Origin of the sequence: Streptosporangium sp. NPDC049248 (assembly GCF_040678965.1) — a bacterium.
GTDB lineage: Bacteria > Actinomycetota > Actinomycetes > Streptosporangiales > Streptosporangiaceae > Streptosporangium > Streptosporangium fukuiense.
This window is the reverse complement of sequence record NZ_JBFAQY010000001.1, coordinates 442846-467389: the sequence shown is the minus strand read 5'-3', so window position 1 is coordinate 467389 and position 24544 is coordinate 442846. Positions and strand designations below refer to the sequence as shown.

Annotated in this window: 20 protein-coding genes; 12 read left to right on the top strand and 8 right to left on the bottom strand. The window is 69.3% G+C overall.

Features of this window, described 5'->3' with window-relative positions; translation table 11 throughout:
* The first annotated feature begins 52 nt into the window (after window positions 1-52).
* Window positions 53-1474: a helix-turn-helix transcriptional regulator gene (locus AB0K21_RS02180; protein WP_364147098.1), complete on the top strand. Its 1422-nt coding sequence runs from the start codon at window positions 53-55 to the stop codon at window positions 1472-1474.
* Window positions 1475-1614: 140 nt separating this feature from the next.
* On the opposite strand, the gene AB0K21_RS02175 is transcribed toward AB0K21_RS02180, so the two are convergent.
* Window positions 1615-2394, bottom strand: a complete 780-nt coding sequence (locus AB0K21_RS02175) for an IclR family transcriptional regulator (RefSeq protein ID WP_364147096.1) — start codon at window positions 2392-2394, stop codon at window positions 1615-1617.
* A gap of 17 nt (window positions 2395-2411) precedes the next feature.
* Window positions 2412-4142: an acetolactate synthase catalytic subunit gene (locus tag AB0K21_RS02170; protein WP_364147093.1), complete on the bottom strand. Its 1731-nt coding sequence runs from the start codon at window positions 4140-4142 to the stop codon at window positions 2412-2414.
* Window positions 4143-4293: 151 nt separating this feature from the next.
* Between AB0K21_RS02170 and AB0K21_RS02165 the strand changes: the two genes are divergently transcribed.
* Genes AB0K21_RS02165 through AB0K21_RS02150 form a run of 4 tightly spaced genes read left to right on the top strand, consistent with a single transcriptional unit; the run spans window position 4294 to window position 9206 of the window.
* Entirely contained in the window at window positions 4294-5061 is a 768-nt protein-coding gene (locus tag AB0K21_RS02165; protein ID WP_343975281.1) for an alpha/beta hydrolase, read from the top strand.
* A 20-nt stretch (window positions 5062-5081) separates the two neighbouring features.
* Window positions 5082-6566 (top strand): aldehyde dehydrogenase family protein, encoded by a 1485-nt coding sequence (locus AB0K21_RS02160; RefSeq protein ID WP_343975279.1) that lies wholly within the window; start codon window positions 5082-5084, stop codon window positions 6564-6566.
* A 19-nt stretch (window positions 6567-6585) separates the two neighbouring features.
* Window positions 6586-7557 carry a phosphotriesterase-related protein gene (locus AB0K21_RS02155; RefSeq protein WP_343975276.1) on the top strand — a complete coding sequence of 324 codons (972 nt, stop codon included), beginning with the start codon at window positions 6586-6588 and terminating at the stop codon, window positions 7555-7557.
* Complete coding sequence (locus AB0K21_RS02150; RefSeq protein WP_343975273.1) at window positions 7554-9206, top strand: AMP-binding protein; 1653 nt, start codon at window positions 7554-7556, stop codon at window positions 9204-9206. Before AB0K21_RS02155 ends, AB0K21_RS02150 begins: the two co-directional genes overlap by 4 nt.
* Before the next feature lie 119 nt (window positions 9207-9325).
* On the opposite strand, the gene AB0K21_RS02145 is transcribed toward AB0K21_RS02150, so the two are convergent.
* Window positions 9326-9841 (bottom strand): GNAT family protein, encoded by a 516-nt coding sequence (locus tag AB0K21_RS02145; RefSeq protein ID WP_343975270.1) that lies wholly within the window; start codon window positions 9839-9841, stop codon window positions 9326-9328.
* Between the two features lie 297 nt (window positions 9842-10138).
* Window positions 10139-11092 carry a LysR family transcriptional regulator gene (locus AB0K21_RS02140; protein WP_343975267.1) on the bottom strand — a complete coding sequence of 318 codons (954 nt, stop codon included), beginning with the start codon at window positions 11090-11092 and terminating at the stop codon, window positions 10139-10141.
* 219 nt (window positions 11093-11311) lie between these two features.
* On the opposite strand from AB0K21_RS02140, the gene AB0K21_RS02135 reads away from it, so the two are divergent.
* Window positions 11312-13648 carry a M9 family metallopeptidase gene (locus AB0K21_RS02135; RefSeq protein WP_343975264.1) on the top strand — a complete coding sequence of 779 codons (2337 nt, stop codon included), beginning with the start codon at window positions 11312-11314 and terminating at the stop codon, window positions 13646-13648.
* 210 nt (window positions 13649-13858) lie between these two features.
* Here the strand turns inward: AB0K21_RS02135 and AB0K21_RS02130 are convergent, their stop codons facing one another.
* Together AB0K21_RS02130 and AB0K21_RS02125 are read right to left on the bottom strand one after the other, a co-directional pair.
* Window positions 13859-14734, bottom strand: coding sequence for an ABC transporter permease (locus AB0K21_RS02130; protein ID WP_343975261.1), 876 nt, complete (start codon window positions 14732-14734; stop codon window positions 13859-13861).
* A complete protein-coding gene (locus AB0K21_RS02125) occupies window positions 14734-15702 on the bottom strand; it encodes an ATP-binding cassette domain-containing protein (protein ID WP_343975258.1) in 969 nt (322 codons plus the stop codon). The genes AB0K21_RS02130 and AB0K21_RS02125 overlap by 1 nt, the downstream gene beginning before the upstream one ends.
* Window positions 15703-15802: 100 nt before the next feature.
* Here AB0K21_RS02125 and AB0K21_RS02120 point away from each other — a divergent pair, with 100 nt between their 5' ends.
* The 3 genes from AB0K21_RS02120 to AB0K21_RS02110 are packed head-to-tail and all read left to right on the top strand — an operon-like array spanning window position 15803 to window position 19130.
* A complete protein-coding gene (locus AB0K21_RS02120; RefSeq protein WP_343975256.1) occupies window positions 15803-16924 on the top strand; it encodes a helix-turn-helix domain-containing protein in 1122 nt (373 codons plus the stop codon).
* Window positions 16921-17553 carry a transcriptional regulator gene (locus AB0K21_RS02115; protein WP_343975254.1) on the top strand — a complete coding sequence of 211 codons (633 nt, stop codon included), beginning with the start codon at window positions 16921-16923 and terminating at the stop codon, window positions 17551-17553. Before AB0K21_RS02120 ends, AB0K21_RS02115 begins: the two co-directional genes overlap by 4 nt.
* The gene (locus tag AB0K21_RS02110) at window positions 17550-19130 is read left to right on the top strand and encodes a pyruvate, phosphate dikinase (RefSeq protein WP_343975251.1); all 1581 of its coding nucleotides are present in this window, start codon (window positions 17550-17552) and stop codon (window positions 19128-19130) included. The genes AB0K21_RS02115 and AB0K21_RS02110 overlap by 4 nt, the downstream gene beginning before the upstream one ends.
* 89 nt (window positions 19131-19219) lie before the next feature.
* Here the strand turns inward: AB0K21_RS02110 and AB0K21_RS02105 are convergent, their stop codons facing one another.
* Entirely contained in the window at window positions 19220-19807 is a 588-nt protein-coding gene (locus tag AB0K21_RS02105; RefSeq protein WP_343975248.1) for a histidine phosphatase family protein, read from the bottom strand.
* Window positions 19808-20087: 280 nt separating this feature from the next.
* Here AB0K21_RS02105 and AB0K21_RS02100 point away from each other — a divergent pair, with 280 nt between their 5' ends.
* The 3 genes from AB0K21_RS02100 (at window position 20088) to AB0K21_RS02090 (ending at window position 23226) form a co-directional block, all read left to right on the top strand.
* Complete coding sequence (locus tag AB0K21_RS02100; protein ID WP_343975245.1) at window positions 20088-20480, top strand: VOC family protein; 393 nt, start codon at window positions 20088-20090, stop codon at window positions 20478-20480.
* Window positions 20481-20613: 133 nt separating this feature from the next.
* Window positions 20614-21813: a pentapeptide repeat-containing protein gene (locus AB0K21_RS02095; RefSeq protein WP_343975242.1), complete on the top strand. Its 1200-nt coding sequence runs from the start codon at window positions 20614-20616 to the stop codon at window positions 21811-21813.
* 138 nt (window positions 21814-21951) lie between these two features.
* Window positions 21952-23226 (top strand): ATP-binding protein, encoded by a 1275-nt coding sequence (locus AB0K21_RS02090; protein WP_343975238.1) that lies wholly within the window; start codon window positions 21952-21954, stop codon window positions 23224-23226.
* 58 nt (window positions 23227-23284) lie between these two features.
* On the opposite strand, the gene AB0K21_RS02085 is transcribed toward AB0K21_RS02090, so the two are convergent.
* A complete protein-coding gene (locus tag AB0K21_RS02085) occupies window positions 23285-24544 on the bottom strand; it encodes a hypothetical protein (RefSeq protein ID WP_343975235.1) in 1260 nt (419 codons plus the stop codon).

Below are 24544 nucleotides of genomic sequence, written 5' to 3'. Positions count from 1 at the left end.
AGTCGGTTACGGTGCATCGACCGGCGTGCGTGACGTACGGAGGTGCACCCCCATGGGGCAGATCACCAGGTCCAGACGTGCACAGATCCAACGCGAAGCGGCCAGCATCCGCATCCGTGGGCAACGGGAGGGCTTCCCGACCGAGCAGATCGTTACCGCCCTGCGCAACACCTGTCAGGAGCTGACCCCGCTGGAGGCCTGGCGGCTGGCTCTCGGCTGGTCACGCGCCCAAGTCGTCGCCCAGGTCGCAGCCCTGTACCTCGCTGACGGACTACACCCACCAGCCCTGTCAGAGGCGATGCTGTGCCGCTTCGAACACGGCCCTGACCGGCCGGGCCAGGAGTACGCCATGATGCTCGCCCGCGCCTACGGGACGCACCCGGATCAGCTCGGCTTGCGGCCACGGTGCGTGTGTGGACGGGGCGAGCGGGAATACGGTCAGCCGTACGAGACCCATCCCGAGTGGGCGCCGGTCCTGCCGCCAGGAGTAGAACTGATGAGCACAGCCAGTGGACTGCCCGCCATCCGAGAGTCACTTCGCCTTGCCCTGCTGGATGCCCCGCACGGCAACCCAGCGGTGGCGGAGCTCGCCGAGGCGGCTGTCGAGTACTACGCGCTCACCTACTCCCGCCACGCCCCCGTACCTCTCTTCAACGAGGTGCATGCCGCCCGCGGCCTGCTGGGCGACGCGCTGGCCACCCCTGCTGACGAGGTGACCGGGACAGAGCTACGCCGCGCGGCCGGATGGCTGTCCGCGCTCCTCGGCAACCTCGCCTTCCACCTGGGCGATCACAGTAGAGCTCGCACCCACCTGGCGGTCGCCGGATCGCTCGGCGACCGCACAGGGGATGCCCGGCTGGCGGCGTGGACGCTCGGAGCGCAGAGCATGGTCTCCCGGCATCGCCAAGATCTACCCGCTGCTCTCGCCTACGCTCACGCCGGTGCCGGGCGGGCTCCGTCACCGCTGGTACGTGCCCAACTGCTCGGCTGGGCGGTGCTGCCCTCACTGGCCCAGACAGGTCAGGCCGCAGACGCTGAACACGCCCTGGGGGAGGCGACCAGCATCCTCGCCGCGGACTCTGCCGGTGGGGAGCCGGGCCGGTTCGGGTTCGACGCCGCCGAGCTGGACTTGCATGAGGCGGAAGCATGGCTTGCCCTGGGGCGCGCGGACCGGGCCGCCGACCGGGCTGAGGCATCGGCCGCTGGGTGCGTGCCGCACACCCCGGGCTGGGCTGCGGCGACGTTGGTCCTCGCTCAAGCGGAGGCGCTGCCACATCCGGGGGACGCTGCGGCGCGGACTCTTGACGTGCTGGAGCGGATTCCAGCGGAGCGGCTACGCTCCACTGCCCGGGAGCGGCTTCAGCGGGTCGTGGCCACGCTGGGCGACACGAACATCGCCACGGTGCGAGACCTTCATGAACGGGTGCGGATACTGCCCCCGCTGATCGACATCCACGGCCGTAGCACCGTCTGAAGGGGTCCGACTCAGCGCTCGATACGGCGGTCCACAACCGGCTGAGGTCCCTCCGCGTAGGACGGACACCGCACTGCAGCGATCATTCCCCTCCTGTCACTGGACCGTCCTGGCCACACACAGGTATGCGGCGTGCCGACTCATGGCGCGAGACCGAGGACTGCCGTTGCCTTGTTCGCCGCGTCGAGCACCGTGCCGACCAGCTTGTCCTGTGCTTCGCCGAATCGCGATGTCGGTGCGACGATGCCGACGGCACCGGCTATGGAGCCCTCGTGTTTGAAGAACGGGGAACCGATCGTCGTGATGCCGGGGCTGGAGTCGATGTCGACGGCCCACCCCCTTGTCCGGATCTCCTCGAGTTCCCGCAGCAGAGCCGCTCGAAATCGCCGCTGGGCGGCCGGGGTCATACCGGTCAGGTTGCGCGCGATGATCTCGTCCCGCAGCGTGGCGTCGGCGTGGGCGAGTACGGCCTTGCCCGACGCGCGGTGTGGCTCGTTGCCCGTGAGGCCGACGTAGAGCCCGCTGACACGCAGCGGTTGTGACCCTTCGACCAGAACTTTCAAGATCACGTTCCTGTCGTCGAGAGTCGACAGGAACGAGGTTTCGGCGGTCGTGTCGGCGAGTTCGCCAACGATGCTCGCGAGCTTGTCGTTGGTGTTGAAACCGAGCTGGTAGGTCCGGAACAGGGCGCCCACGCTGGCTCCGAGCCGGAGTGTGGCGTCGGCTCGGCGCTCCAGGTAGCCACGCGCGAGCAGGGTCCGCATCAGGTGGTAGCAGGTCGTGATGTTCAGGCCGAGGCCGGCGGAGACCTGTTGCACCGTCGGCGCCGGTTCGGCGGCGGCCACGTACTCGAGAAAGCTCAGCGCTCGCTCGACTGTCTGCAGAGTCTGCTGGGCGGGCTTGGCCGAAGCGCTGTTCACTATCTGAAATTATCAGGTCACGAGGCGGGCGCGGCCCGATGCAGCGGGGCGTTGAGCCGGTCGGTGAACGCGTCGAACGCCCGGACGGGCGGATAGGCGTCGGGGTCGACGATCACGTCGATGACCGTGGTGTGGCCGGAGTCCAGCGCTTTCCGCAGCGCGGGGGCGATGGCGTCCGGGTGGTCGACCACGATCCCCGTGGCTCCCACGGCGGTCGCGATGGCGGCGTGGTCCACGGGATCGAACTCCACACCGGTGGTCGTTTCGCCGAACACGGCGTTCTCGGCATGCCGCTGGGCTCCCAGGACCGAGTTGTTGAGCACCACGACGGTCACCGGAAGGCGCTCTCGTACCGCGGTTTCCAGCTCGGACCAGACGTGTGCGAAGCCACCGTCGCCGACGACCGCGACGACACGCCGCCCAGGCGCGGCGATTTTCGCTCCCAGGGCCAGAGGCAGTCCCCAGCCGAGGCCGGCCAGACCTCGTGGCATGAGGAAGCGCTGGCCGGGTCGCTTCGCCAGGAGGTAGCCGGCGATCCAGAACGAGGAGTAACTGGCGTCGGCGACCACGATGTCGTCGGGGTCCAGGAGCCGGCCGAGCTCGGCGAAAAGGCGTTCCGGGGCGATGGGGGTCTCACCGGACTCCAGCAACGGGGTGACGGCCTCGAAGTGCCTCCGGCGGCCGGCGGCGATGGTGGCCCTGAGCTCTTCCGACCGGGCGACGCGGAGGGTGAGATCGGTCGCCGCCAGGGCGGCCGTGAGGTCCCCGAGCGCGGCCCGGGCATCGCCGAGCAGGCGTACGGACTCATAGTTTCGTCCCACCTCGATCGGGTCGACATCGATGTGGACATAGGTGGCGTCGGGGGATGTCAGCGTCCAGCCCTCGGTACCGTTCTCGTTCGTCCGGGTACCGACCAGCAGGACGACATCGGCTCCGGCGATCAGGGGGAGGTGGAAGTGCGCGGGTCCGCGCTCGCCGGTGACATTGGCGGCGACCCCCAGTGACAGCGGACCCGATTCGTCCACGGCGCCCTTGCCCATGTTCGTGGTGACCACAGGTAGGTGGGCGATCTCCTGCAGCGCGGCCAGTTCGGCCACCGCACCCGAACCGTGCACTCCGCCGCCCGCGACGACCAGGGGGGACCGCGCCGTGGCGATGAGCCGCGCCGCCCGCGACACCGCGGCGGCGTCCGGCCGGGGGCGGTCGAGCGGGAAGGCCCCAAGGTCCGCGGTGCGCGCGAATCGCCCTGGCACAGCGGGCTTTCCGAGGACGTCCCGGGGGACGAGCAGGACGACCGGCCCGGGTCGTCCGCTGTTCGCCATGGTGAACGCCTGGTCGATCGTGTCCTCCACGCGCGCGGGATCATCGATGCGCCGCGTCCACTTCGAGACGCTCGCGAACAGCGCGAAGTGGTCCAGCTCCTGGAACGCGTTGCGGTCGCGATTGCCCGAGGGCACCTCCTGCACCAGCACGAGCATCGGTATCGACGCTTTGAGGGCTTCTGCCATCGGGGCGACGAGCAGGGCGGCGGCAGGGCCGTTCTGGGCCGCCACCACCCCGATCCGGCCGGAGATCCGAGCGAACCCGTCGGCCATCGCGCCGCCCGCGTTCTCCGTCCGGTACAGGATCTGGCGGATTCCGATGCGCTCGGCGGCGAGCATCAACTCGGTCGGATTGCTTTGGCCCAGGATCGCCTCGACCCCGTGACGGGCCAGTGCACCTGCGATGACGTCGGAAACAGTGGTCATGTCCGCACGGTTTCAAACTATGAATCTCATGTCAAATAGTGAATATTTCATTATTTGAAGCGAGGTTCAGATATTGACATGCCTGTGACGTGGCTCATATCGTCGGGCGGTGAGCGCCTCGGCCTCTCGTCACAAAAGATCTGGAGTCCCCATGACCATCGACACTGGTGAGTCGCAGCTGAGCCCGGTGCTCTGCCTGCACTCGCTGTTCCTCGACCCGCGCGCCTTCGACGGCCTTGTCGCCGCCGGATCCGGGCGCTTCCGGTTCATCGCGCCGGAGTTCCCCGGGCAGGCCGGCCGCCTGAACGAAGTCGATGCGACCGTGACCATGGATCAGTGCACCGACGACGTGCTCGCCCTGGTAGACCGGCTCGGTCTCACCTCTGTGTCGATCGTCGGGCAGTCGATGGGCGGCGACGTCGCGGTCCGCATAGCGGCTCGCCGGCCCGATCTGGTCGGCAGGCTGGTGCTGATGGGCTCGTCGGCGAGGGCCGAGACCGGCGAGAACGTCGACCTGTTCGGGGCGCTCGTCGACAGGTTCGAGCGGGAGGGATTCACCCCGGAGATCGTCGACTTCGTCAAGGGCATCCTGTTCGCGGCGACCGTTCTCAACGACCCGGCCCGCTCGGACATTCACGAGACGTGGACCAAGCGTCTCGGCGAGCTCTCCCCCAGGCTCGCTCATGCCGCACGGGGCGTCGTCCAGCGGGAGAGCGCGCTTGCCCTGTTGCCCCTGATCACCGCGCGGACACTCATCATCTCCGGGACCCAGGACCAGGCCCGCCCGCCGGCCTGGTCGGACGAGATGTTCGAGGCGATTCCGAACGCCGAACTCTGGCGCATCAAGACCGCAGGTCACAGTCCCTGCCTCGAGGACCCGGACGCCGTCATCCCGCGCATCCTCGAGTTTCTCGTCTAGTTCGGAACGGAGAAGGCGACATGACCACTCCCCCCAGGCTCGCGGTGGACTTCCTTGCCCGGTCGCACCGGCTGTTCATCGACGGCGAGTTCGTCGATGCCCTCGACGGCAAGACATTCGAGACGATCGATCCGGGCACCGGCAAAGTGCTCAGCACGGTGGCGGAGGCATCGGAACGGGACGTCGATCGCGCGGTGGCCGCGGCCCGTCGCGCCACGGAAGGTCCATGGTCGGTCATGTCGCCCAGCGAGCGGGGCCGCATCGTGCACCGCATCGGCGACCTGATCGCCGAGCACGCCGAGGAACTCGCGGAACTGGAATCACTCGACAGCGGAAAGCCGGTCGGCGCGGCGCTCACCGTCGAGATCCCGCTCGCCGCGGACATGTTCTGGTACATGGCCGGCGCGGCACGGCGGATCACCGGGGCGACTATCACGCCGTCGGTGCCCTACATGCCGGGCCAGGAGTTCCACGCCTACACGACCCGCGAACCGCTGGGCGTCACCGGACAGATCATCCCCTGGAACGTTCCGATCCTCATGGCCGCGTGGAAGCTCGCCCCCGCACTGGCCACCGGCAATACCGTCGTGCTGAAGCCCGCCGAGCAGACGCCGCTGACCGCCCTGCGGATCGGTGAACTCCTCCTTGAGGCCGGCGTCCCGCCGGGCGTGGTCAACATCGTGCCGGGATTCGGGGAACGAGCCGGAGCTCATCTGGCCGCGCACGAAGGCGTCGACAAGATCGCTTTCACCGGTTCGACCGAGGTCGGCCGCAGCATCGTGCGCGCCGCGGCCGGCAATCTCAAGCGCGTCTCACTGGAGCTGGGCGGCAAGTCGCCGAACATCGTCCTCGACGACGCGGACGTCGATGCCGCGATCGCGGGAGCCGCGCTGGCGATCTTCTACAACCAAGGTGAGGTGTGCTCCGCCGGCAGCCGTCTCTACGTGCACGAGTCCCGGTTCGACCAGGTCGTCGAAGGTCTCGCCGAGCGTGCGCGCGGCATCAGGGTGGGCTACGGCCTCGATCCGGATACCGACATGGGCCCCCTGGTGTCGGCGGAGCACTTCGAACGGGTCGGCCGATATCTCGATCTGAGCAAGGAGTCCGGGGGCCGGACACTGGTCGGGGGCGGTGCGCTGGACCGCGACGGATACTACGTGCAGCCCAGTGTGATCGCGCGGCCCGACCGGGACCATCCGATCGTCCGGGAGGAGATCTTCGGTCCGGTCGTCACGGCCTTGCCGTTCAGCGATATCGACGATCTGGCCGCTCAGGCCAATGACACCGTCTACGGCCTCGCGGCCGGGGTGTGGACGCGCGACCTGTCGAAGGCGCACCGGCTGGCCAAACGGCTGAAGGCCGGAACCGTGCACGTCAACACCTATCACGTCTTCGGCTCCGAACTGCCTTTCGGCGGATACAAGCAGAGCGGCTGGGGCAGGGAGAAGGGCGACGCCGTGCTGGAGCAGTACCTCGAAACCAAGTCCGTCGTCGTGGCACTGTGAAATCCGAGGACGGACAAGCATGACCGACATACAGACAGTCGCCGGCCCCGTCGATTCCAGTGAGCTCGGCCGGACGCTCGTCCATGAACACGTCTTCGTGCTCGGTGAGGAGTACCGGCAGAACTACCAGGACGACTGGGACGAGGACCAGAAGGTCGAGCAGGCGGTCCGCGACCTGAACGAGCTCAAGTCTCTCGGCATCGACACCATCATGGACCCCACGGTTCTGGGGCTCGGCCGGTACATCCCGCGTATCAAACGCATCGCCGCGCGAACGAACCTGAACATCGTCGTCGCGACCGGGCTCTACACCTTCAACGACCTTCCGCACCAGTTCTCCAGCCGCGGTCCCGGCCTGCTCATCGACATCGAGGAACCGCTGACCGAACTGTTCATCAAGGACCTGACGAAGGGGATCGGCGACACCGGCGTACGCGCCGCATTCCTCAAGTGCGCCATCGACGCTCAAGGGCTCACACCCGGCGTGGAGCGCACGATGAGGGCGGTCGCGCAGGCCGGTGTCGAGACCGGGGCTCCGATCACCGTGCACACGCACGTCGGATCCGAGTCCGGACTGGTCGCGCAGCGGGTTCTCGCGGAAGAGGGCGTCGATCTGAGCCGGGTGGTGATCGGCCATGCGGGCGACAGCACCGATCTGGATTATCTCTGCCGGCTGGCGGATGCCGGTTCGATGCTGGGCCTCGACCGTTTCGGACTCGACGCGTTCCTGCCGCTCCAGCAGCGGATCGACACCCTCGTGGGCCTCGTGCGCCGGGGCTACGCGGAGAGCATCGTCGTTTCGCATGATGCGTCCTGCTTCATAGACTTCGTCTCGGCGGAGGAACGCCCCCGATTGGGGGAGAAATGGAACTACCGCCTCATATCCACCGAGGTCATTCCCGCATTGCTCGAGGCGGGTGTCGCCGACCGCACCATCGAGACCATTCTCGTGGACAACCCGCGTCGCTACTTCGAGGGGGCGGGGGCATGACCGCGGCGAAGGGCCGCCGCCCGGCCCTGTCCGCCGCCCTCTGGCACGCGGATCCCGACCCCGACCACGTGGACAGCACCATCGGGGACGCCCTGATCCGTGCCGCCTCACGGTGGGGAGGTCGAACGGCACTCGTCGAGGGTGTCGTGGGAGAGCATGCGCGGCGTTGGACCTTCGAGGAACTGCTGGAGGACTCCATCCGCGTCGCCCGGGCTCTGCTTCGGCGGTTCAGTCCCGGTGAGCGCCTGGCGGTGTGGGCCGGAAACGGTCCGGAGTGGATTCAACTCGAATTCGGTGCCGCGCTCGCGGGATTGACCCTGGTCACGGTGAATCCCGCCTTCCGGCAGGCGGAACTGTCGTATGTGCTGGAGCAGTCCCGCGCATCGGGCATCGTCGTACAGCCGCGGTATCGATCGACCGAACTGCTGCCGATGGCCGACGCCGTGCGGGACGGCACTCAGGTGCGTGAGGTGATCTCCCTCGGGGACTGGGACGAATTCCGGGCCGCGGAGAGCGGCGCGCGCGACGGCCTGCCGCATGTCGCGCCGAGGGATCCCGCTCAGATCCAGTACACCTCGGGGACCACCGGGCGACCGAAGGGAGCGCTGCTCAGTCACCGTGGGCTCGTCGCCAACGGGCGACGGTACGCGACCGTCGCAGGCGCGCATCCGAACGATGTGTGGGTCAACCCGATGCCCCTGTTCCACACCGCAGGCTGCGGGCTGGTGACGCTCGGCGCCCTGCAGACCGGCGGCTGCCACGTGATTCCCGCCGGGTTCGACGCCGACCTCATGCTGGACCTGTTCGAAGCCGAGCGGGGAACCATCATGCTGAGCGTGCCGACCATGTTGATCCGCATGCTTGAACGGCAGGCGGACCGGCCGCGCGATGTGTCGAGCTGGCGGTCGACCACGCTCGGGGGCGCACCCGTACCGCTCGATCTGGTCCTGCGCGCCCAGCGTGAGCTCGGGGTCGAGGTCGGCATCGGGTACGGCCAGACAGAGGCGTCGCCGTACATCACGCACACCGCCGGCGGGGATCAGGATGCGGAGACGCTGGCCACCGTGGGGCGGCCGCTGCCCGGAACCGAGGTCAAAATCATCAGCCCGAGCTCAGGTGAGGTGGCCGGGATCGGCGAACTCGGTGAGATATGCACCCGCGGCATCTGCGTGATGACCGAGTACTTCGACAACGCCGCGGCGACCGCCGAGGCCATCGACGCCGACGGCTGGCTGCACACCGGCGACCTGGGGGCCATGGACGCGTCGGGGTTCGTCAGAATCCAGGGCCGGCTCAAGGACATGATCATCCGTGGCGGCGAGAACATCTTCCCGCGCGAGATCGAGGACGTCCTCTACACCCACCCCGGAATCAGCCTGGTGACGGTGATCGGACTGCCGGATGCCGAATGGGGCGAAACCTGTGCCGCATTCGTGGTGGCGGCCGACGGGGCACGACTCACCGAGGGCGAACTCGACGCCTTCTGCCGCGACCGGCTGGCCTCGTACAAGGTTCCGCGCAGCTGGCACTTCCGGAGCGAGCTGCCGCAGACCGCGTCCGGGAAGATCCAGAAGGTGGCGCTTCGGGAGAGGTACCTCGCGGATCTCGCCATGGGCTCGACCGGTGGAAGCCGAACATCTTCCGAGTGACCACAGGGAGAGTACTGGATACACCCGGGCGGTGAATCGTCAGGTTCACGCCGTGCCGGGGAGTCGCCGGAGGTGAGCGGGATCGGCAACGAGATGCCGCTGCCGATCCCGCGAGGCGGTTATCGCCGGGCCGGTGGTGTGGCGCGGTACCGGACTGTGTTCCGCTCGGGATCGGTGCCCGCCTGCTGGAACCCGGCCTTTTCCAGGACCCGGATCGAGGACGGGTTCGGCAGTTCCACATTGGCGTAGACCGTGCGGACGCCCGGTGCGGTGAAGGCGTACTCGGTCAGGGCGCGTGTGGCCTCGGGGGCGTAACCGCGTCCCTGCCGGGAGGGCACGATGCCGTACCCGATCTCCAGGACGCCGTCGCTGGGCGGCCAGAACAGGCCGATCGATCCGACCACCAGACCGCTGTCGCGTTCGATGATCTGACGGTGACCGTACTGGCCCAACCACGCGGGGTGCTCGGCGAACAGGCCGACGACGACGTGATCGCCCTCGGCGGGGAAGTCCTCGGCCCAGTGCACCGGCCGAGCACCCTCCAGGGCGGCGGCGACCTCGCCGGGGGCCCACGGCCGCAGGGCGAGACGGTCAGTGATCAGGTCGGCATCGATCATCGAGAAGAAAGAGAACAAGAGAGACTCCTGGTCGTTCGAACGACCCGGTCGGCGCTCTAGGCTCGCGCGGACCGGACAAGGGCACGCTGAAGACGACTGCCGGCGGCCATATTCATCAACCTCCCTCGTCACGAAGTGATCAGGCGTCCCTCGCCGCCGCGAGGCTAGCGTCCTGCCGCCGTACGGGCAAACCGGTTTCGGTATCCTCACCCGCCTGACCGACGCCGCCTACCGGGCCTGTCCCCGCCCCCGTAGAACTCGTCGCACGCCACGATTATCGACGTCGAGGCGCTCCGCGTCCCCGGGCGAGCGGCCTCACAGCAGCGGATGCACCTCGGGGTGTGCCTCCCACCAGCGTCCGAAGAGCGGATTGTCGTGCACATGGTCGACGAACGCCGCGGCGAGGCCGCGATAGAGCGCCCCGGCGGTCGCATCGCCCAGGCGGTCCCTGTGCCACGCGACGAGCAGCCGTGCCACCTGCGGCTCTCCCATGAGCGGTCGTACGGCGGTGCCCGGCGCCGCGGTCCAGCAGGGGTCGACCAGCCGCACGCCGTGCCCGTCCGCCACCAAGGGGCGGCCGGCGCCGCTCGGAGCCTCGAATCGTAACCTGGGTTCGAAGCCGGCCGCCCGGCACGAGGCCCGCAGCGCGGCGAGGGAGCCGTCGTCGGCTCCCGGAGGGCTGATCCACGCCTCGTCCCTGAGGTCGGCCAGCCGGATCTCCTCGTTTCCCGCGAGCGGGTGCCTCGCCGACAGGGCGACGAATATCGGATACCGGTATACCAGCGCCCGGCTGGTGACCGGCGGCGCCAGTGTGATCTCGAAGCCCTCTATGACGCCGAGCAGCGCCGCGTCGAGCCGCCCGTGCGTGAGCGCCTCCGCCAGCAGCGCCGTGGAGGGCTCGATCCGCAGTGAGATCTCGCGCCCGGGCAGGGCGTCGCCGACCCGGTTGACGATGCTGCCCACGCAACCGACGTGGACCGAGCCCAGCCGCAGGGATCGGTCCTCCGACGGCCCATGCAGGTCGCCGAAGAGCGCGTCGACCTCGGACAGGACGATCCGGGCGCGGGCGATGACCTGGTTGCCAAGCGGTGTCGGCTCCACCCCGGAGCGGCTGCGGACGAAGAGCTCGCCCCCGACGAAGGTCTCTATCCGGCGCAGCAGGTTCGTCATGGCCGGCTGGGAAAGCCCCACCTGGGCCGCCGCCCTGGTCAGGCTGCCCGACTCCGCTATCGCGCAGATCATACGGAGATGACGGATATCGAGATCCATAACCCAGAATTATGCGTGCTTTTATGACCGCTGGTCTGGTTTCGTCACCAAACTACGGACGGCAACACCACTTCGCTCTCGGAAATCCCTGAGCCACGTGGCCCGCCGGTCCGCCAGGAGCCGGCGGAGCCCCCGCCGCGCCCTGGCCGTTCCGGCCGCCGCGGCCTCCCCCGTCACATCCAACCTCACGCTCGTTCCCTCACCCCCCGGAGGTTGCTCGTGGGAATCACCCCGCCCCTGCGTACGCTCAGAAAATCGTCACTGGCCGCGCTCGTCCTCGTCCCGGCCCTCGGCCTGGGGCTCGCCCTACAGCCGGCGGTCGCATCGGCCGCCACCGACCCCATCGCCAAGTCCGTCGTGACGGCATCCGCTGGTAGGACGCCGCCCCCCGAGCCGGCGCTGCTCGCGACCGACGGCGCCGACCACGTCCGGCGTTCTCCGCTCCCGGTCAGCGAACGGGCGCCGATGCCCTCCTCCAACGAGCGGCTGCGCCATGACTACGATCGGCCCGAGCCCGCCCCGGCGCACCCGCGCCCGTCCATGAAGGAGAAGGCGAAGTCCGCCGCCACGGTGCGGGCGGCGGCCGCGTGCAACGTGAGCGACTTCACCAGCCGGACCGGAAGCGCCCTGGTCCAGCAGATCAAGTCCGCCACGACCGACTGCGTCAACACCCTGTTCGGCCTCACCGGCAGCGACGCCTACTACGCCTTCCGCGAGGCGCAGATGAGCAGCGTCGCGTACGGCCTGCGTGACAACGGGTCGTACTACCCCGGTGACAACTCCACCGGCACCGCCCAGCTCGTGCTCTACCTGCGCGCCGGCTACTACGTGCACTGGTACAACGCGTCCACCGTGGGCACGTACGGCCCGTCGCTCAAGACCGCGATCGAGGCGGGCCTGGACGCCTTCTTCGGCAACCCCAAGTCCTCGACGGTGAGCGACGCCAACGGCGAGGTGCTGGCCGAGGCGGTCACGCTGATCGACAGCGCCGAGGAGAACGACCGCTACCTCTACGTGGTGAAGCGGCTGCTCAACGGCTACAACAGCTCCTACAACACGAGCTGGTGGATGCTGAACGCGGTCAACAACGTCTACACGGTGCTCTTCCGCGGCCACCAGCTCCCGGCGTTCGTGACCGCCGTCCAGGCGGACCCCAGCGTGATCGACACGCTGTACGGCTTCGCCGGCGACAACTGGAACCTGCTCGGCACCGACCAGAGCCACCTGGTTTCGAACTCCGGCCGGGAGATGGCCCGCTTCCTTCAGGAGACCGCTCTGCGGTCGAAGGTGCGTCCGCTGGCCAAGGCCCTGCTCGATCGCGGCGACATCTCCGGCACGACCGCGCCCATGTGGGTCGGCGTCGCTGAGATGACCGACTACTACGACAAGGCCAACTGCTCCTACTACGACACCTGCGACCTGCAGGCGCGGCTCGCGGCCGCCGTTCTGCCGATCCGGTACACCTGCGGCCCCAGCATCACGATCCGTGCGCAGGCCCTGACCTCCGCGCAGCTCACCACCGCCTGTGACAGCCTCAAGAGCCAGGACGCGTACTTCCACAACCTGGTGAACGACGGCAACCGCCCGGTGGCGAACGACAACAACACCACCATCGAGGTCGTCGTCTTCCACTCCAGCACCGACTACCAGAACTACGCCGGGACGATGTTCGGCATCGACACCAACAACGGCGGCATGTACCTGGAGGGCGACCCGGCCGCGGCCGGTAACCAGCCACGCTTCATCGCCTACGAGGCGGAGTGGCTGCGGCCCGCGTTCGAGATCTGGAACCTCAACCACGAGTACACCCACTACCTCGACGGCCGTTTCAACATGTACGGCGACTTCACCGCCGGCATCACCACCCCGACCATCTGGTGGATCGAGGGCTTCGCCGAGTACGTGTCGTACTCCTACCGGAACGTGACCTACGACGCGGCGATCACCGAGGCGGCCAAGAAGACGTACACGCTCAGGACGCTGTTCGACACCGACTACTCGCACGATACGACCCGCGTCTACCGCTGGGGTTACCTGGCCGTGCGATACATGTTCGAGAAGCGCCCGGCTGACGTCACCACCGTCCTCGGCAACTACCGGACGGGCAACTGGAGCGGCGCCCGCACCTTCCTGACCAGCACCATCGGTACCCGCTACGACAGCGACTGGTCGAACTGGCTCACCGCCTGCGCGTCCGGCTCCTGCTCGGGCGGCGGCGGCACCCTGCCCGAGTGCACCTCGTCCGACACCAGGGAGCTGGGCAAGAACTGCCGGCGCGGCAACGTGTCCGCGACCGCCGGTGACCACGCCTACTTCTACCTGTACCTCCCGGCCGGCACCACCAGGATCGTCATCACGTCGTCTGACGGCACCGGGAACGCCGACCTCTACTACAGCTCCAGCACGTGGGCCACTCGGTCGGCGTACACGCAGCGGTCGGCCGACTCCGGCAACAGCGAGACCCTGACGGTGACCAACCCGGCGGCCGGCTACCACTACATCAGCCTGTACGCCACCACCGCGTTCTCCGGGACCTCGGTGCAGGTCGAGTACTGACGCTCACCGTCGCCTCGTAACCGCTGATCATCCATGCCGGGACCGGGCCTCACGCCCGCTCCCGGCCCTCGGCGTGGCCACCCGCGGATCAGATCGCCCTCATCCACCACAGCCCCGGCGACCGGCGTGGACAGCCCGGAGCGCACCACGTCCACAAGGGCGTTGACCTCGGGCACGCCCCAGCCTGGCAGGAGGTACCGGTCCTTCTGGTCATTGCTGGCGGCTGTAGGCGCGGATGGCCAGGGGGCAGAACACCACGAAGAGGGCCGCGCACCAGATGAGCGTGGTGGTGACGGTGTCGCCGGCCGGGGTGCCGTTGAGCAGGGCGCGGCAGGCGTCCATGACGTGGGTGACGGGGTTGATCTCGGCCCAGGTTCGCAGCCAGCCGGGCAGGGTCTCGACGGGAGCGGCGAGGCTGGTGCCGAGCTGCAACGGCAGGAAGCCGATGAAGCTGATCGCGAGGACGGTGTCGGCGTTCCTGGCCAGTACGCCGACGAACACGGTGACCCAGCTGAGGCAGAAGCCGAAGGCGATGGCCAGGCCGGCGGCGGCGAGGGCTGCCGCGAGGCCGCCGTGGACGCGGAAGCCGAGGAGCGCGCCGATGGCGAAGAGGATGGCGACGGCGAGCAGGTAGCGGACGATGTCGGCCAGCACGGAGCCGAGCAGGGGTGCCAGGCGGCCGATGGGCAGGCTGCGGAACCGGTCGGTGACGCCGTTCTTGAGGTCGAGGTTGATGCTGGTGCCGGTCGAGACCATCCCGGCGAGGCCGGCGCCCATGACGAGGATGCCGGGGAAGAGGTACCGGAGATAGTCGGCGGTGGAGCCGGCCACCGATCCGCCGAAGAGGTAGAGGAAGAGCACCATGAACAGGGCGGGTGTGACGACCCCGTTGATGATCGGGCCGGGGTTGCGGGTGGTCTTGGCGAGGCTGCGGCGGGCGAGTACGAGGCTGTGCCGGAGCCAGGCGAGCGGCCGGGTACGCGGTTGTTCTTCGGCAGTCGCGGTGGCGGTCATCAGGCGGCCCTCGTCGGTGTCGTCGGCGGTGGTGGTAGGTGCTCCGGCACGCGGTTGTTCGGTGGCGGCCATCAGGCGGCCTTCGTCGGTTCGTCGGCGGCGGTGGTGGTAGGTGTTCCGGTCAGGGCGAGGAAGACCTCGTCGAGGCTGGGCAGGCGCAGCGACAGTTCGGAGACGCCGATGCGGTGTTCGCGCAGCCGGGCGGTGATCTCGAAGAAGTCCTCGTCCCCGGCGACGGGCACGACCAGCTCGTGGCGGGTGGAGCGTTCCGGGGTCCGGCCGGTGACATCGGCCAGGATGCCGACGGTCGCGTCGGTGTCGGCGGGGTCGTTCGGCCGCACGGCGATGGTGTGCCCGCCGACCTCTCGTTTCAGCTCCGCGGGAGTGCCGGAGGCGATGACCCGTCCCCGGTCGATGACGGTGATGGCATCGGCGAGGGCGTCGGCCTCTTCGAGGTACTGGGTGGTCAGCAGGACGGTGACGCCGTCGGCGCTCAGACCGCGGATCATCTGCCATAGCTCGTCACGTTTGCCGGGATCCAGGCCCACCGAGGGCTCGTCGAGGAAGACCACCTCGGGGTGTCCGACCATGCTCGCGGCCAGGTCGAGGCGGCGGCGCATGCCACCGGAGTAGCCGGCCACCGGTCTCTTCGCCGCGTCCTCCAGGCCGAAACGGGCCAGCAGGTCCGCGGCACGCCGGAGAGCCTGCGGCCGGGGCAGGTCGAGGAGCCGGCCGATCATGACCAGGTTCGCCAGCCCGGTCAGCTCCTCGTCCACGCTGGTGTGCTGGCCCGACAGCGCGATCCGCCGGCGTACCTGTCCCGGCCGGCGTGCCACGTCGAACCCGGCCACGGACGCGCGTCCGCTGTCGGGACGCAGCAGGGTCGCGAGGATGCGGATCACGGTGGTCTTGCCGGCGCCGTTGGGCCCCAGCAGGCCGAGCACCTGCCCGCGCGGGACGGCCAGACCGACCCCGTCGAGCGCGGTGACCTTGCCGAATCTCTTGGCCAGCCCTTCGGTCTCGAATCCATGATCGCTCACCGTCATCATCCTTCGTCTCGATCGCTTCGCAGTTCAGATGTTCTCAACATCTGAATTTTGAGAGTATCCTAATGCCGGCGATCCAGGGAAAGGAACTGCGATGGTTCGACTGACTCGGGTGCAGCAGCAGGAGCGCACCCGGACGTCCGTGCTGGCGGCGGCGAGGGAGGAGTTCACCGAACACGGCTACGCCTTGGCCAAGGTCGATCGGATCGCCGAGCGGGCCGAGCTGACCCGCGGGGCGGTGTACTCGAACTTCCCGAGCAAGCGCGCGCTGTACCTGGCGGTGCTGATCGACATGGTGGAGAACGCCCCCGCGGGTGAGCCACCGCCGATGTCGCCGATGTCGCCGAGGTCGTCGGCCGAGGTGCTGGGCGTGTTCGCCCGGACCTGGCTCGAACGGCTGCCCCTGGTCGACGACACGGCTTCGGGAGGGCGGCTGCACCTGCGCTCGCTGGCCGGCGTCCTCGATGACGAGCACGCGCGCACGGTGCTGGCGCAGCTCGTCCGGCTGGAGGCGTTGCTGCTCGCCATCCCGCTGGAATCGTGCGAACCGACCCAGGCGACGCCGGCGCGGCGGGTACGGCTGGCCGAGCTGGTGCTGACGCTGCTGGACGGTTCGGGCCACCTGGCTGAGAGCGCACCGGGATTCGGTGACCCTTTCGACCTGGCGCGCGCCTGTGAGCACCTGTCCGGGATCGATCTCGCCGACACCTGGACGCCGCCGTATCTGCCCTATGTCGCTCCGGCACGACCGTGTGGGGACGCGTGGGATCCGCCCACCGGACTCGCGGATCGGATCAGCGGGGAGCGGGCCGACCTCGGCGCCGACGGTCTGATCACGGTGCTGGGGGTCGGTCGTCTCGCCGCCGCCGAGGAAGCCGTCCGTTCCGCCCGGCCCGGCGAGCAGGTGACGGTGGTCGTCGTCACGAGTGACGCCGCCGAGACGGGCCGCCTGGTACGGCTCAGGGTCACCGACCTCATCGGCTGCCTGCGGCGGGTGTTCGCCCCCGAGGCCTGGCGGCGCGTCCGCCTGGTCCTCGATGACGAGGCCCTGGCCGCGGCGGCGATCGGCCTGACGGACCTCGACGACGAGACGGAGTCCGCCGTACGCGTCCGGGGCGGCGCGATCGTCGCCCGAGCCCACGGGCGAGGCGCCGCGTACGCGGCGTCGACCGCCGACGCCCCCAACGGCACGCGGCCGCGGAGCGCCAGGTCATGACCCGATCCCAGCCTCCCGCGACCGACACCGGCCTGCTGGTACTGCACGCCCTGCGCTGCGGCGGCGCCGCCGGCCTCGCCCGCCTGGCCAGGGCCACGGGTCTCGGTGAATCCGACGTCGAGTCCGAGCTGATCGATCTCGCGGTCGCCGGTCTCGTCACGCATATGGCCGGCGACTTCGGCGGGTGGAGTCTGACGGACACCGGCCGTGTCGTGGACGCCGAACGGATCACCGCCGAATTGGAGTCGGCCGGTGCTCGCGCCGCCGTGGCAGCGGCGTTCGACGACTTTCTGGTGCTCAACCCGGAACTGCTCGACCTCTGCACGGCATGGCAACTCCGATCCGTCGACGGTGTCATGACCGCCAACGACCACGGCGACCCCTCCTACGACGCTCGGGTCCTCGCCCGATTCGCCGAGTTCGACCAGCGTGCCGCCGTCGTCGGTGCCGAGCTGTCCGCGGCGTTGCCTCGATTCGGCCGCTACCGAACCCGCCTCGTCGAAGCCCTCGATCGCGCCACCTCCGGCGCGTTGGAGTACGTGGCCGACAGCACCGCGTCGTACCACGCCGTGTGGGCCGAACTTCACGAGGACCTGCTCGCCACACTCGGGATCCCCCGATGGGTATGAGATGGGTTCGCCCGCTCTCCACGCGGGTCGAGGAGACGACGGAGACGCTGGGCGGCAAGGCACACGGCCTCCTGGTCCTCCTCCGTCTCGGGTTGCGGGTGCCCGCCGGGTTCGTCGTCACCACGGAGGCATGTCGCGCGTTCCTGCGTGACGGGCGTCTTCCCGACGGACTCGACGACGAGCTCGCGGCGGCCGTCGCCGACCTCGAAGCCGCCACCGGGCGCCGCTTCGGGGGATCACAGGCGCCGTTGGCGGTGTCCGTTCGCTCCGGGGCCGGCGTGTCGATGCCCGGCATGATGAACACGATCCTCAACCTCGGCCTCACGACCGGAGCCACGGCCGCTTTGGCGGCCGAGACGGGCGACTCGCGGTTCGCGCTGAACTCACGGCTGCGGTTCCTGTCCGGCTTCGCCTCCGCGATCACCGACCTGGAGGTAAGCCGGGGGACCGGCGACGAGGAGGCACGGATCGAAGCGGTCGAGGACCTCATCCGGCGACGATGTGGCCGGCCGATTCCGGACGACGCGACCCGGCAGCTGGAGCTGGCGGTCAAGGCCGTGTTCTCGTCATGGGACACACCGCGCGCCCGGACCTACCGCGAACTGCATGACATCCCGCACGATCTCGGCACGGCCGCGATCGTACAGACGATGGTGTTCGGGAACCGCGATGACCACAGCGGCACCGGGGTCGCGTTCAGCCGCGACCCCAACACCGGGGAGAACGTCCCGTTCGGCGAGGTCCTGTTCGGACACCAGGGTGAGGACGTCGTCTCCGGCAGATCGCTGACCCGGCCCCTGCGCGAACTCGCCGACCGGGAACCGGCGGTGTGGACCGGCCTCCTCGACGCCCTGAGCCGGGTCGAGGGGCACTACCGCGACGCGTGCTACGTCGAGTTCACCTTCCAGGCCGGGGAGCTGTGGATTCTGCAGGTCCGGCCTGGCCGGTTCGTCGGGGGTGCCGCCGTCCGCGTCGCGACCGACCTCGCCGACGAGCGTGTGATCGGACGTCACGAAGCGCTGCTCAGGATCTCACCGCGGCATCTCCCGCACGTCCGCACTCCCCGGATAGCGGCGACCGCCGACATCCTGGCCCGGGGAATCGGCGCCTGCCCCGGTGTCGCGGTCGGCAGGGTGGCGACCACCTCCGACGGAGCGGTGCGCATGGCCGCGGACGGCCCGGTCATCCTGGTGCGGCCGGAGACCTCCCCGCACGACATGCGCGGCCTGGCGGTCGCCGCCGGAATCGTCACCGCCCGGGGCGGGCCGGCCAGCCACGCCGCGGTCGTCGCGCGAGCGATGGGGAAACCCGCCGTCGTGGGGATCGGCGACCTCACCGTCGACGTCGCCGGCGCCTCGGTGCGAGCCGGCGGGCGCACCCTCGGTGAGGGCACCCTCGTCACCATCGACGGGACCGGTGGCGAGGTCGCCCTCGGCAGCCCCCGCACCGTCACGACCACGGCCGACGTCCACCTGCGTCGCCTCCTCGAATGGGCCGACGACGTATCGGGCGACCGCTCCGAACGCGACGAGGCCCGGCGCCTCGACGCCGCCCACGCCGTACTCCGTCACGACTAGACCGCGGCGGCCTCGCACAGCGGGGCGATGTCGGGGCAGCCACGAAAGCGGGCGCTCACCCCGTGCCGGTGAGCGCCCAGCGGCGCCGCTCATGGCCGGGTACCGGGCCCGAACCCGGTCCAGCGCAGGTCGGGCGGGAGGTGGCCCATGTCGTTGTACAACAGCACCGTCGGCGCCACGCCGTCGCGATACTCGATCGCCGTCAGCGCCGTGTTTCCGCAGTTCAGCCCCAGCCACCGCGCCGGTGGCGCATCGAGGGCGTGCCGCACCAGCCAGGCCACCGGATAGGCGTGGGTGACCAGGACCTCGTGGGTCTCGGTTTCGGCGGGGCGCGCGAACCTGTCGATCAGCGCGTCCGCGAGGGCCGCGCCCGCGGCGGCTTCCGCGGCGTCGTACCCGTCGAAGAACCCCGCCCAGGCGGGGGGCATCTCGTCCGGCACGTGCGGCACGTGGTCGATCAACTCGGCCGCTTCCCGCACGGCGACGCCCGGCAGGTGCTCACCGACGATCCGGGCGGACCGCACCGCCCGGGGAAGGGGCGAATGCCACACGGCGTCGACCGGAAGGTGGGCCAGGCGCTCCCCGACCAGTTCCGACTGCCGCTGCCCGACATCGGTCAACTCACCGAACGGGTCCGCCGCGCCGTGCCGTATCACGTACAGGTGTCGAGTCGCCATCGTCAGATCCATATCGCATGGCAGGAGCCGACGCTCATCCCCGCCACCCGGCGCGGGCTCGCCCGGAGACTTCGAGCACCCCAGGTCAGCCGAACCATCGCTGTTCCCCCCTCGACCCAGGTTAGAATACTCACAAAATCCAAATGATAACAACATTCGAATAGCGGGAAATACAGGAGACCGCCGGAGAGGGCGCCTGGGAGTCGCGTCCACCTCGGCTCTCGGCACGGCGGCCGCGAGAGGACCACCCGGATCATCGGCAAGACTTACGATCATGAAGATGCGGATCGATCTGGTGGCGATCGTCGTGGAGGACTACGACCGGGCCATCGAGTTCTTCACCGGTGCCCTGGGCTTCGAGCTGGTCGAGGACTCGCCGTCGTTGACGAACGACGGCCGCCCGAAGCGGTGGGTCATGGTCCGGCCGCCGGGAGGTGAGACCGGCATCCTGCTCGCCCGCGCGGACGGGGAACACCAGGCCGCCGTCGTCGGGGAGCAGTTCGCCGGGCGGGTGGGGCTCTTCCTGCGGGTGGACGACTTCGACGCCGCCCACGCGCGGATGACGGCGGCCGGCGTGGAGTTCGTGACCGCGCCGCGCACCGAGCCCTACGGGCGGATCGCCGTCTTCCTCGACATCGCCGGCAACCGATGGGACCTGCTCGGGCCGGCCTGAACGCGGACACCGGCCGTCACGCCACGAAAGCAGGTCCCGGCGCGAACATCTGCCATGAAAGGTGCAACCAGGCATCTAGCGGAATGCAATGATCCACTGACACGATCGGGGCCGCTGTGAAGGAGGCTTCCCCGTGCGTCGTCCCATCCCCCTGGCCCTCGCTGTCGCGGTCTTCGCGCTGTCGGGGACGGTGATCTCACCCGCCCAGGCCTCGACCGGGCCGTGCAGGCCCGGTCAGGGTGCCAATCTGCGGGGAAGGGACTTCACCGGAGGTGCCCAGCTCCCCGCCGACCTGCGCTGCGCCAACCTGACCGGGGCGAAGCTGAACGGTGTGGAACTCATCCAGAAGGACCTCACCGGAGCGATCCTGCGCGACGCCTCGCTCAAGCAGGCCAATCTCACCCAGGCCAGGCTGAAGTACGCCGACCTGCGGGGTGCCGACCTGACCGAGGCCGAGCTGGGCCAGATGCACGCCGACCACGCCGACCTGCGGAACGCGATCCTGGTCGACGCGGAGGCCGGGCAGGCGGAGTTCCCGTACGCGAATCTGACCGGGGCGAAGCTGACCAGGGCCGAGCTGACCCAGGTCAACTTCACCGCCGCCAAGCTGATCGACGCCGACCTCGACGAGAGCACCCCCGGTCAGCTCAAGGCCCGCAAGGCCGACTTCACCCGGGCCAAGCTCCGCGAGGCGAAACTGAGCCAGTCGAACCTGCGCAACGCGACGTTCAAGTACGCCGACGTGAGCGAGGCCGAGTTCACCCAGGCGGAGCTGGACGGCGCCGACTTCACCGGCGCGCTGGTCCAGGGGGCGTCCTTCATCCAGGCCGACGACGTCGATCTCACCGGCGCCAAGGGCACCCCCACGGGCCTGACCGTCCCGCTGCCGACCTCGTCGCCCACCTCCCGGACCGAGGACGCGGAGAAGGAGGAGGACATCTCACAGGCGGAACCCGCGCGAAGCGTCGGTCCGTCCGTGGGGCTCGTCATGGTCGTGCTCAGCGCGGTGGGCCTGGCACTGACCGTGGTGGCCTGGGGCGTCAGCGCCCAGCAACGGACCCGGCGCGCCGCGCGGTTCGCCGTGGTGCGGCGCGGCGCGGAGGAGGACATCACCCGGCTGGGCGAGGAGATCGACCAGCTCGACTACGAGTTCCAGGTCAGCGGGCGCGGCGGCATGACCGCCGACCATGACTGGCGGCACGCGCTCGACGCCTACGAGGCCGCCAAGCAGGCCCTGTCGATCGCCCGCCGCGAGGAGGAACTGCACTTCGTGGCCCGAGCCGTCCAGGACGGCAGAGCGGCCCTCGCCCGCCTCCGCTCCCGCGTCCGCTGACGCCCATCAGCGAAACTCCGCTCGGCAGATCCACCACTTAACCTTCGGCAGATCCACCACACATCCCTCGGCAGACCCACCACGAAATCCTCGGCAGATCCACCACCACGAAGCCGCGGACGCCGTACGCTGCACCCTATGGACATCGATGACCTGGCGCTCTTTCCCCGGCGCGCGCACGAGATGGCGTGCGAGGCGCTTACCGACACCCGGGTGGTGGTGATCAATGGTGCTCGGCAGACGGGGAAGAGCACCCTGGCCCAGGAGATCGCGCGCAAGACCCCAGGTTCGCGGGAGCTCTTCCTAGACCAGGCAGCCGTGCGCGCCGCCGCCCGGGAGGATCCCGATGGGATCGTCCACCACGACGGACTCATGCTCATCGACGAGGTCCAGCGCGTACCCGACCTGCTTCTCTCCATCAAACGTGAAGTTGATTCCGATCCTCGCCCTGGACGCTTCCTTCTCACCGGTTCCGCGCGCCTACTGGGGATCAAAGATCTTCCAGACGCCCTCCCCGGCCGATCCGAGACCATCGAATTGTGGCCGTTGTCACAAGGAGAGATCGAATGGCAGCCAGATGGTTTCGTCGACGCGGTGTTCCGAAACGGCGTTGGTATCGAGACTCCGCGACCTCGTCTTCGGCGAGCCGACTATCTGGACAGAGCAATGCGAGGGGGCTATCCGGAAGCCGTTCATCGCTCAACCCATCGGCGGAGGGCACGTTTCTTTGACTCGTACGTCACCGATCTGATCAACCGGGACGTGAAGCAGGTGTCGGACATCGAGCACCCGGCCGACATGCGGCGTCTGCTCAACATCCTCGCCGGGCGGATGGGCGGCCTGGCCGTGATCGACAACATCAGCCGCGATCTCGGCCTGCCTCGGACCACGGTGAAACGGTATCTGGACCTCCTTGACCTCGTGTACCTGGTCAGGCGGATTCCGGCATGGTCTTCCAACGCAACCACACGCGCCATCGCGACGCCCAAACTCCTGATGATCGACTCGGGACTCGGAGCTCACCTCGCCGGCCTCACCCCGGCCCGGATCAGCGATGTGACCGCCCCCGTCGGTCCCCTCATGGAGAACTTCGTGCTGAGCGAACTGGCCCGCCAGCTCACCTGGTCCGAAGAGCCTGTGCGGCTCTACCACTACCGAGATCGCGATGGCGTCGAGGTGGACGGCATCCTGGAGCGCGCGTCAGGGGAAGTGGTCGGTATCGAGGTCAAAGCCGCCGAGACTGTGCGCGCTGATGACTTCAAAGGACTCCAGCACCTGGCTAACAAGCTCGGCGACCGCTGGGTAGCGGGATTCGTCCTCTACGCGGGACAGGAGACCCTCCCCTTCGGGGATCGGCTGCGGGCACTTCCCATCGCTGCCCTCTGGTGTGCGGGGTCGGGGAACAACTGCTGATCGTTCATCGCGCCAGGAGACGGGGGACAGATCGACCAGCTCGACTACGAGTTTCAGATCAGCGGGTGCGGCGGCGGCGTAGCAGGGCGGGCAGCCACGGTGCGACGCCGAGGACGGCCAGCAGCGACAGTAGCGGTATCCGCCACCACCACGAGATGCTCGCCGGTGGCGGGGACGGGGTGGGTGTCACCCAGGGCCTGGCGGTCTTCGACCAGGCCAGGAAGGCGTCGCCGATCGGGAGCAGGCCGAAGGCGTACCGCTTGGTCCAGGGAGTGTCGAGCGGCAGGCCGGCCAGCTCGCCGTAGCCGGCCAGCGCCTCGGCGAGCGGCGCGTCGCCGTGGACCTGGGCGGCGCCGAGGGTGACCGCGGTGGCCGACAGGCTCACCCCGAGCGGGAGCGGCCCCGAGTCGACGTCGGCCGGACCGTCCAGCCCTTCGGGGTACTCCCGTACCGCGGGTCCGAGGCCGAGCGGCGAGACGACGTAGGCGTCACGGAAGCGCAGGTACTGCTCGGCGGCGAAGACCGGGTCGATGTCGACGAGGAAACGGTGGATGACGCTCTGCGAGGTCCCCCTGGCCACCTCGGCGACCTCTCCGGTGTCGGGGTCGGCCCGGTGCGGGAGCAGCCCGGTACGCGGATCGAGCCGTCGGCGTACCTCCCGCAGCCACCGCTCGGCGGTCCCGGCGAACCGGGCCGGCAGCAGCGTGTCGTGCAGCCGCAGCGACGCCATCGCCACGGTCGAGTCGACCGGCCACGCCTGACCGGGGTAGGCCGTCAGGTACGGCGACGCCGAGGCGTCGAACGCCGCGCCGAGCGCGGCGGAGTCGTCGGCGAACCGGCGCAGCTCGCCCGGATCGCGCCGCCCGGCCGGTTGCAGGCTGAGCACCTGACCGCGCAGCCAGTTGCTCCAGCCCCGGTAGAAGACGCCGTACGAGGGGGTGAGGTCCTGGCTGAACGGTTCGCGGCCGGACGGCGAGTCCAGCCGCTCCAGCGCCCACCGCGCCTCCCGCAGTGCCGCCGACCGCTCGCCGGCCGGTTCGCGTATCCCGATCTCGGCCCAGCTCAGGCCGTACAGCACGTGCAGGAAGAAGTACCCCTCGGGGAACAGCCGCTGTGCCTCGTCACCGGCCCCGCCGTCCAGCGCGGCACGCAGGAACGTCAGCTGCCGCCGGACCCCGGCCGGTTCACCGGCCGTCCCCGCGGTGGCGGGCACGACCAGCCGCACCGCCCCCACCAGCGCGCAGACACCGACCACGACGGCGACCAGCCGACGTGTCCAGCGCAGCACCCGACGCGTCGTCGACCACGGCTTGGACAT

Bases quoted from the DNA above. Each gene is read 5' to 3' on its own strand.
- AB0K21_RS02085 (WP_343975235.1), bottom strand. From the start codon at position 24,544: ATGTCCAAGCCGTGGTCGACGACGCGTCGGGTGCTGCGCTGGACACGT.
- AB0K21_RS02115 (WP_343975254.1), top strand. From the start codon at position 16,921: ATGACCCGATCCCAGCCTCCCGCGACCGACACCGGCCTGCTGGTACTG.
- AB0K21_RS02150 (WP_343975273.1), top strand. From the start codon at position 7,554: ATGACCGCGGCGAAGGGCCGCCGCCCGGCCCTGTCCGCCGCCCTCTGG.
- AB0K21_RS02100 (WP_343975245.1), top strand. From the start codon at position 20,088: ATGCGGATCGATCTGGTGGCGATCGTCGTGGAGGACTACGACCGGGCC.
- AB0K21_RS02120 (WP_343975256.1), top strand. From the start codon at position 15,803: ATGGTTCGACTGACTCGGGTGCAGCAGCAGGAGCGCACCCGGACGTCC.
- AB0K21_RS02180 (WP_364147098.1), top strand. From the start codon at position 53: ATGGGGCAGATCACCAGGTCCAGACGTGCACAGATCCAACGCGAAGCG.
- AB0K21_RS02165 (WP_343975281.1), top strand. From the start codon at position 4,294: ATGACCATCGACACTGGTGAGTCGCAGCTGAGCCCGGTGCTCTGCCTG.
- AB0K21_RS02155 (WP_343975276.1), top strand. From the start codon at position 6,586: ATGACCGACATACAGACAGTCGCCGGCCCCGTCGATTCCAGTGAGCTC.
- AB0K21_RS02160 (WP_343975279.1), top strand. From the start codon at position 5,082: ATGACCACTCCCCCCAGGCTCGCGGTGGACTTCCTTGCCCGGTCGCAC.
- AB0K21_RS02110 (WP_343975251.1), top strand. From the start codon at position 17,550: ATGAGATGGGTTCGCCCGCTCTCCACGCGGGTCGAGGAGACGACGGAG.
- AB0K21_RS02170 (WP_364147093.1), bottom strand. From the start codon at position 4,142: ATGACCACTGTTTCCGACGTCATCGCAGGTGCACTGGCCCGTCACGGG.
- AB0K21_RS02090 (WP_343975238.1), top strand. From the start codon at position 21,952: ATGGACATCGATGACCTGGCGCTCTTTCCCCGGCGCGCGCACGAGATG.
- AB0K21_RS02140 (WP_343975267.1), bottom strand. From the start codon at position 11,092: ATGGATCTCGATATCCGTCATCTCCGTATGATCTGCGCGATAGCGGAG.
- AB0K21_RS02105 (WP_343975248.1), bottom strand. From the start codon at position 19,807: ATGGCGACTCGACACCTGTACGTGATACGGCACGGCGCGGCGGACCCG.
- AB0K21_RS02130 (WP_343975261.1), bottom strand. From the start codon at position 14,734: ATGGCCGCCACCGAACAACCGCGTGCCGGAGCACCTACCACCACCGCC.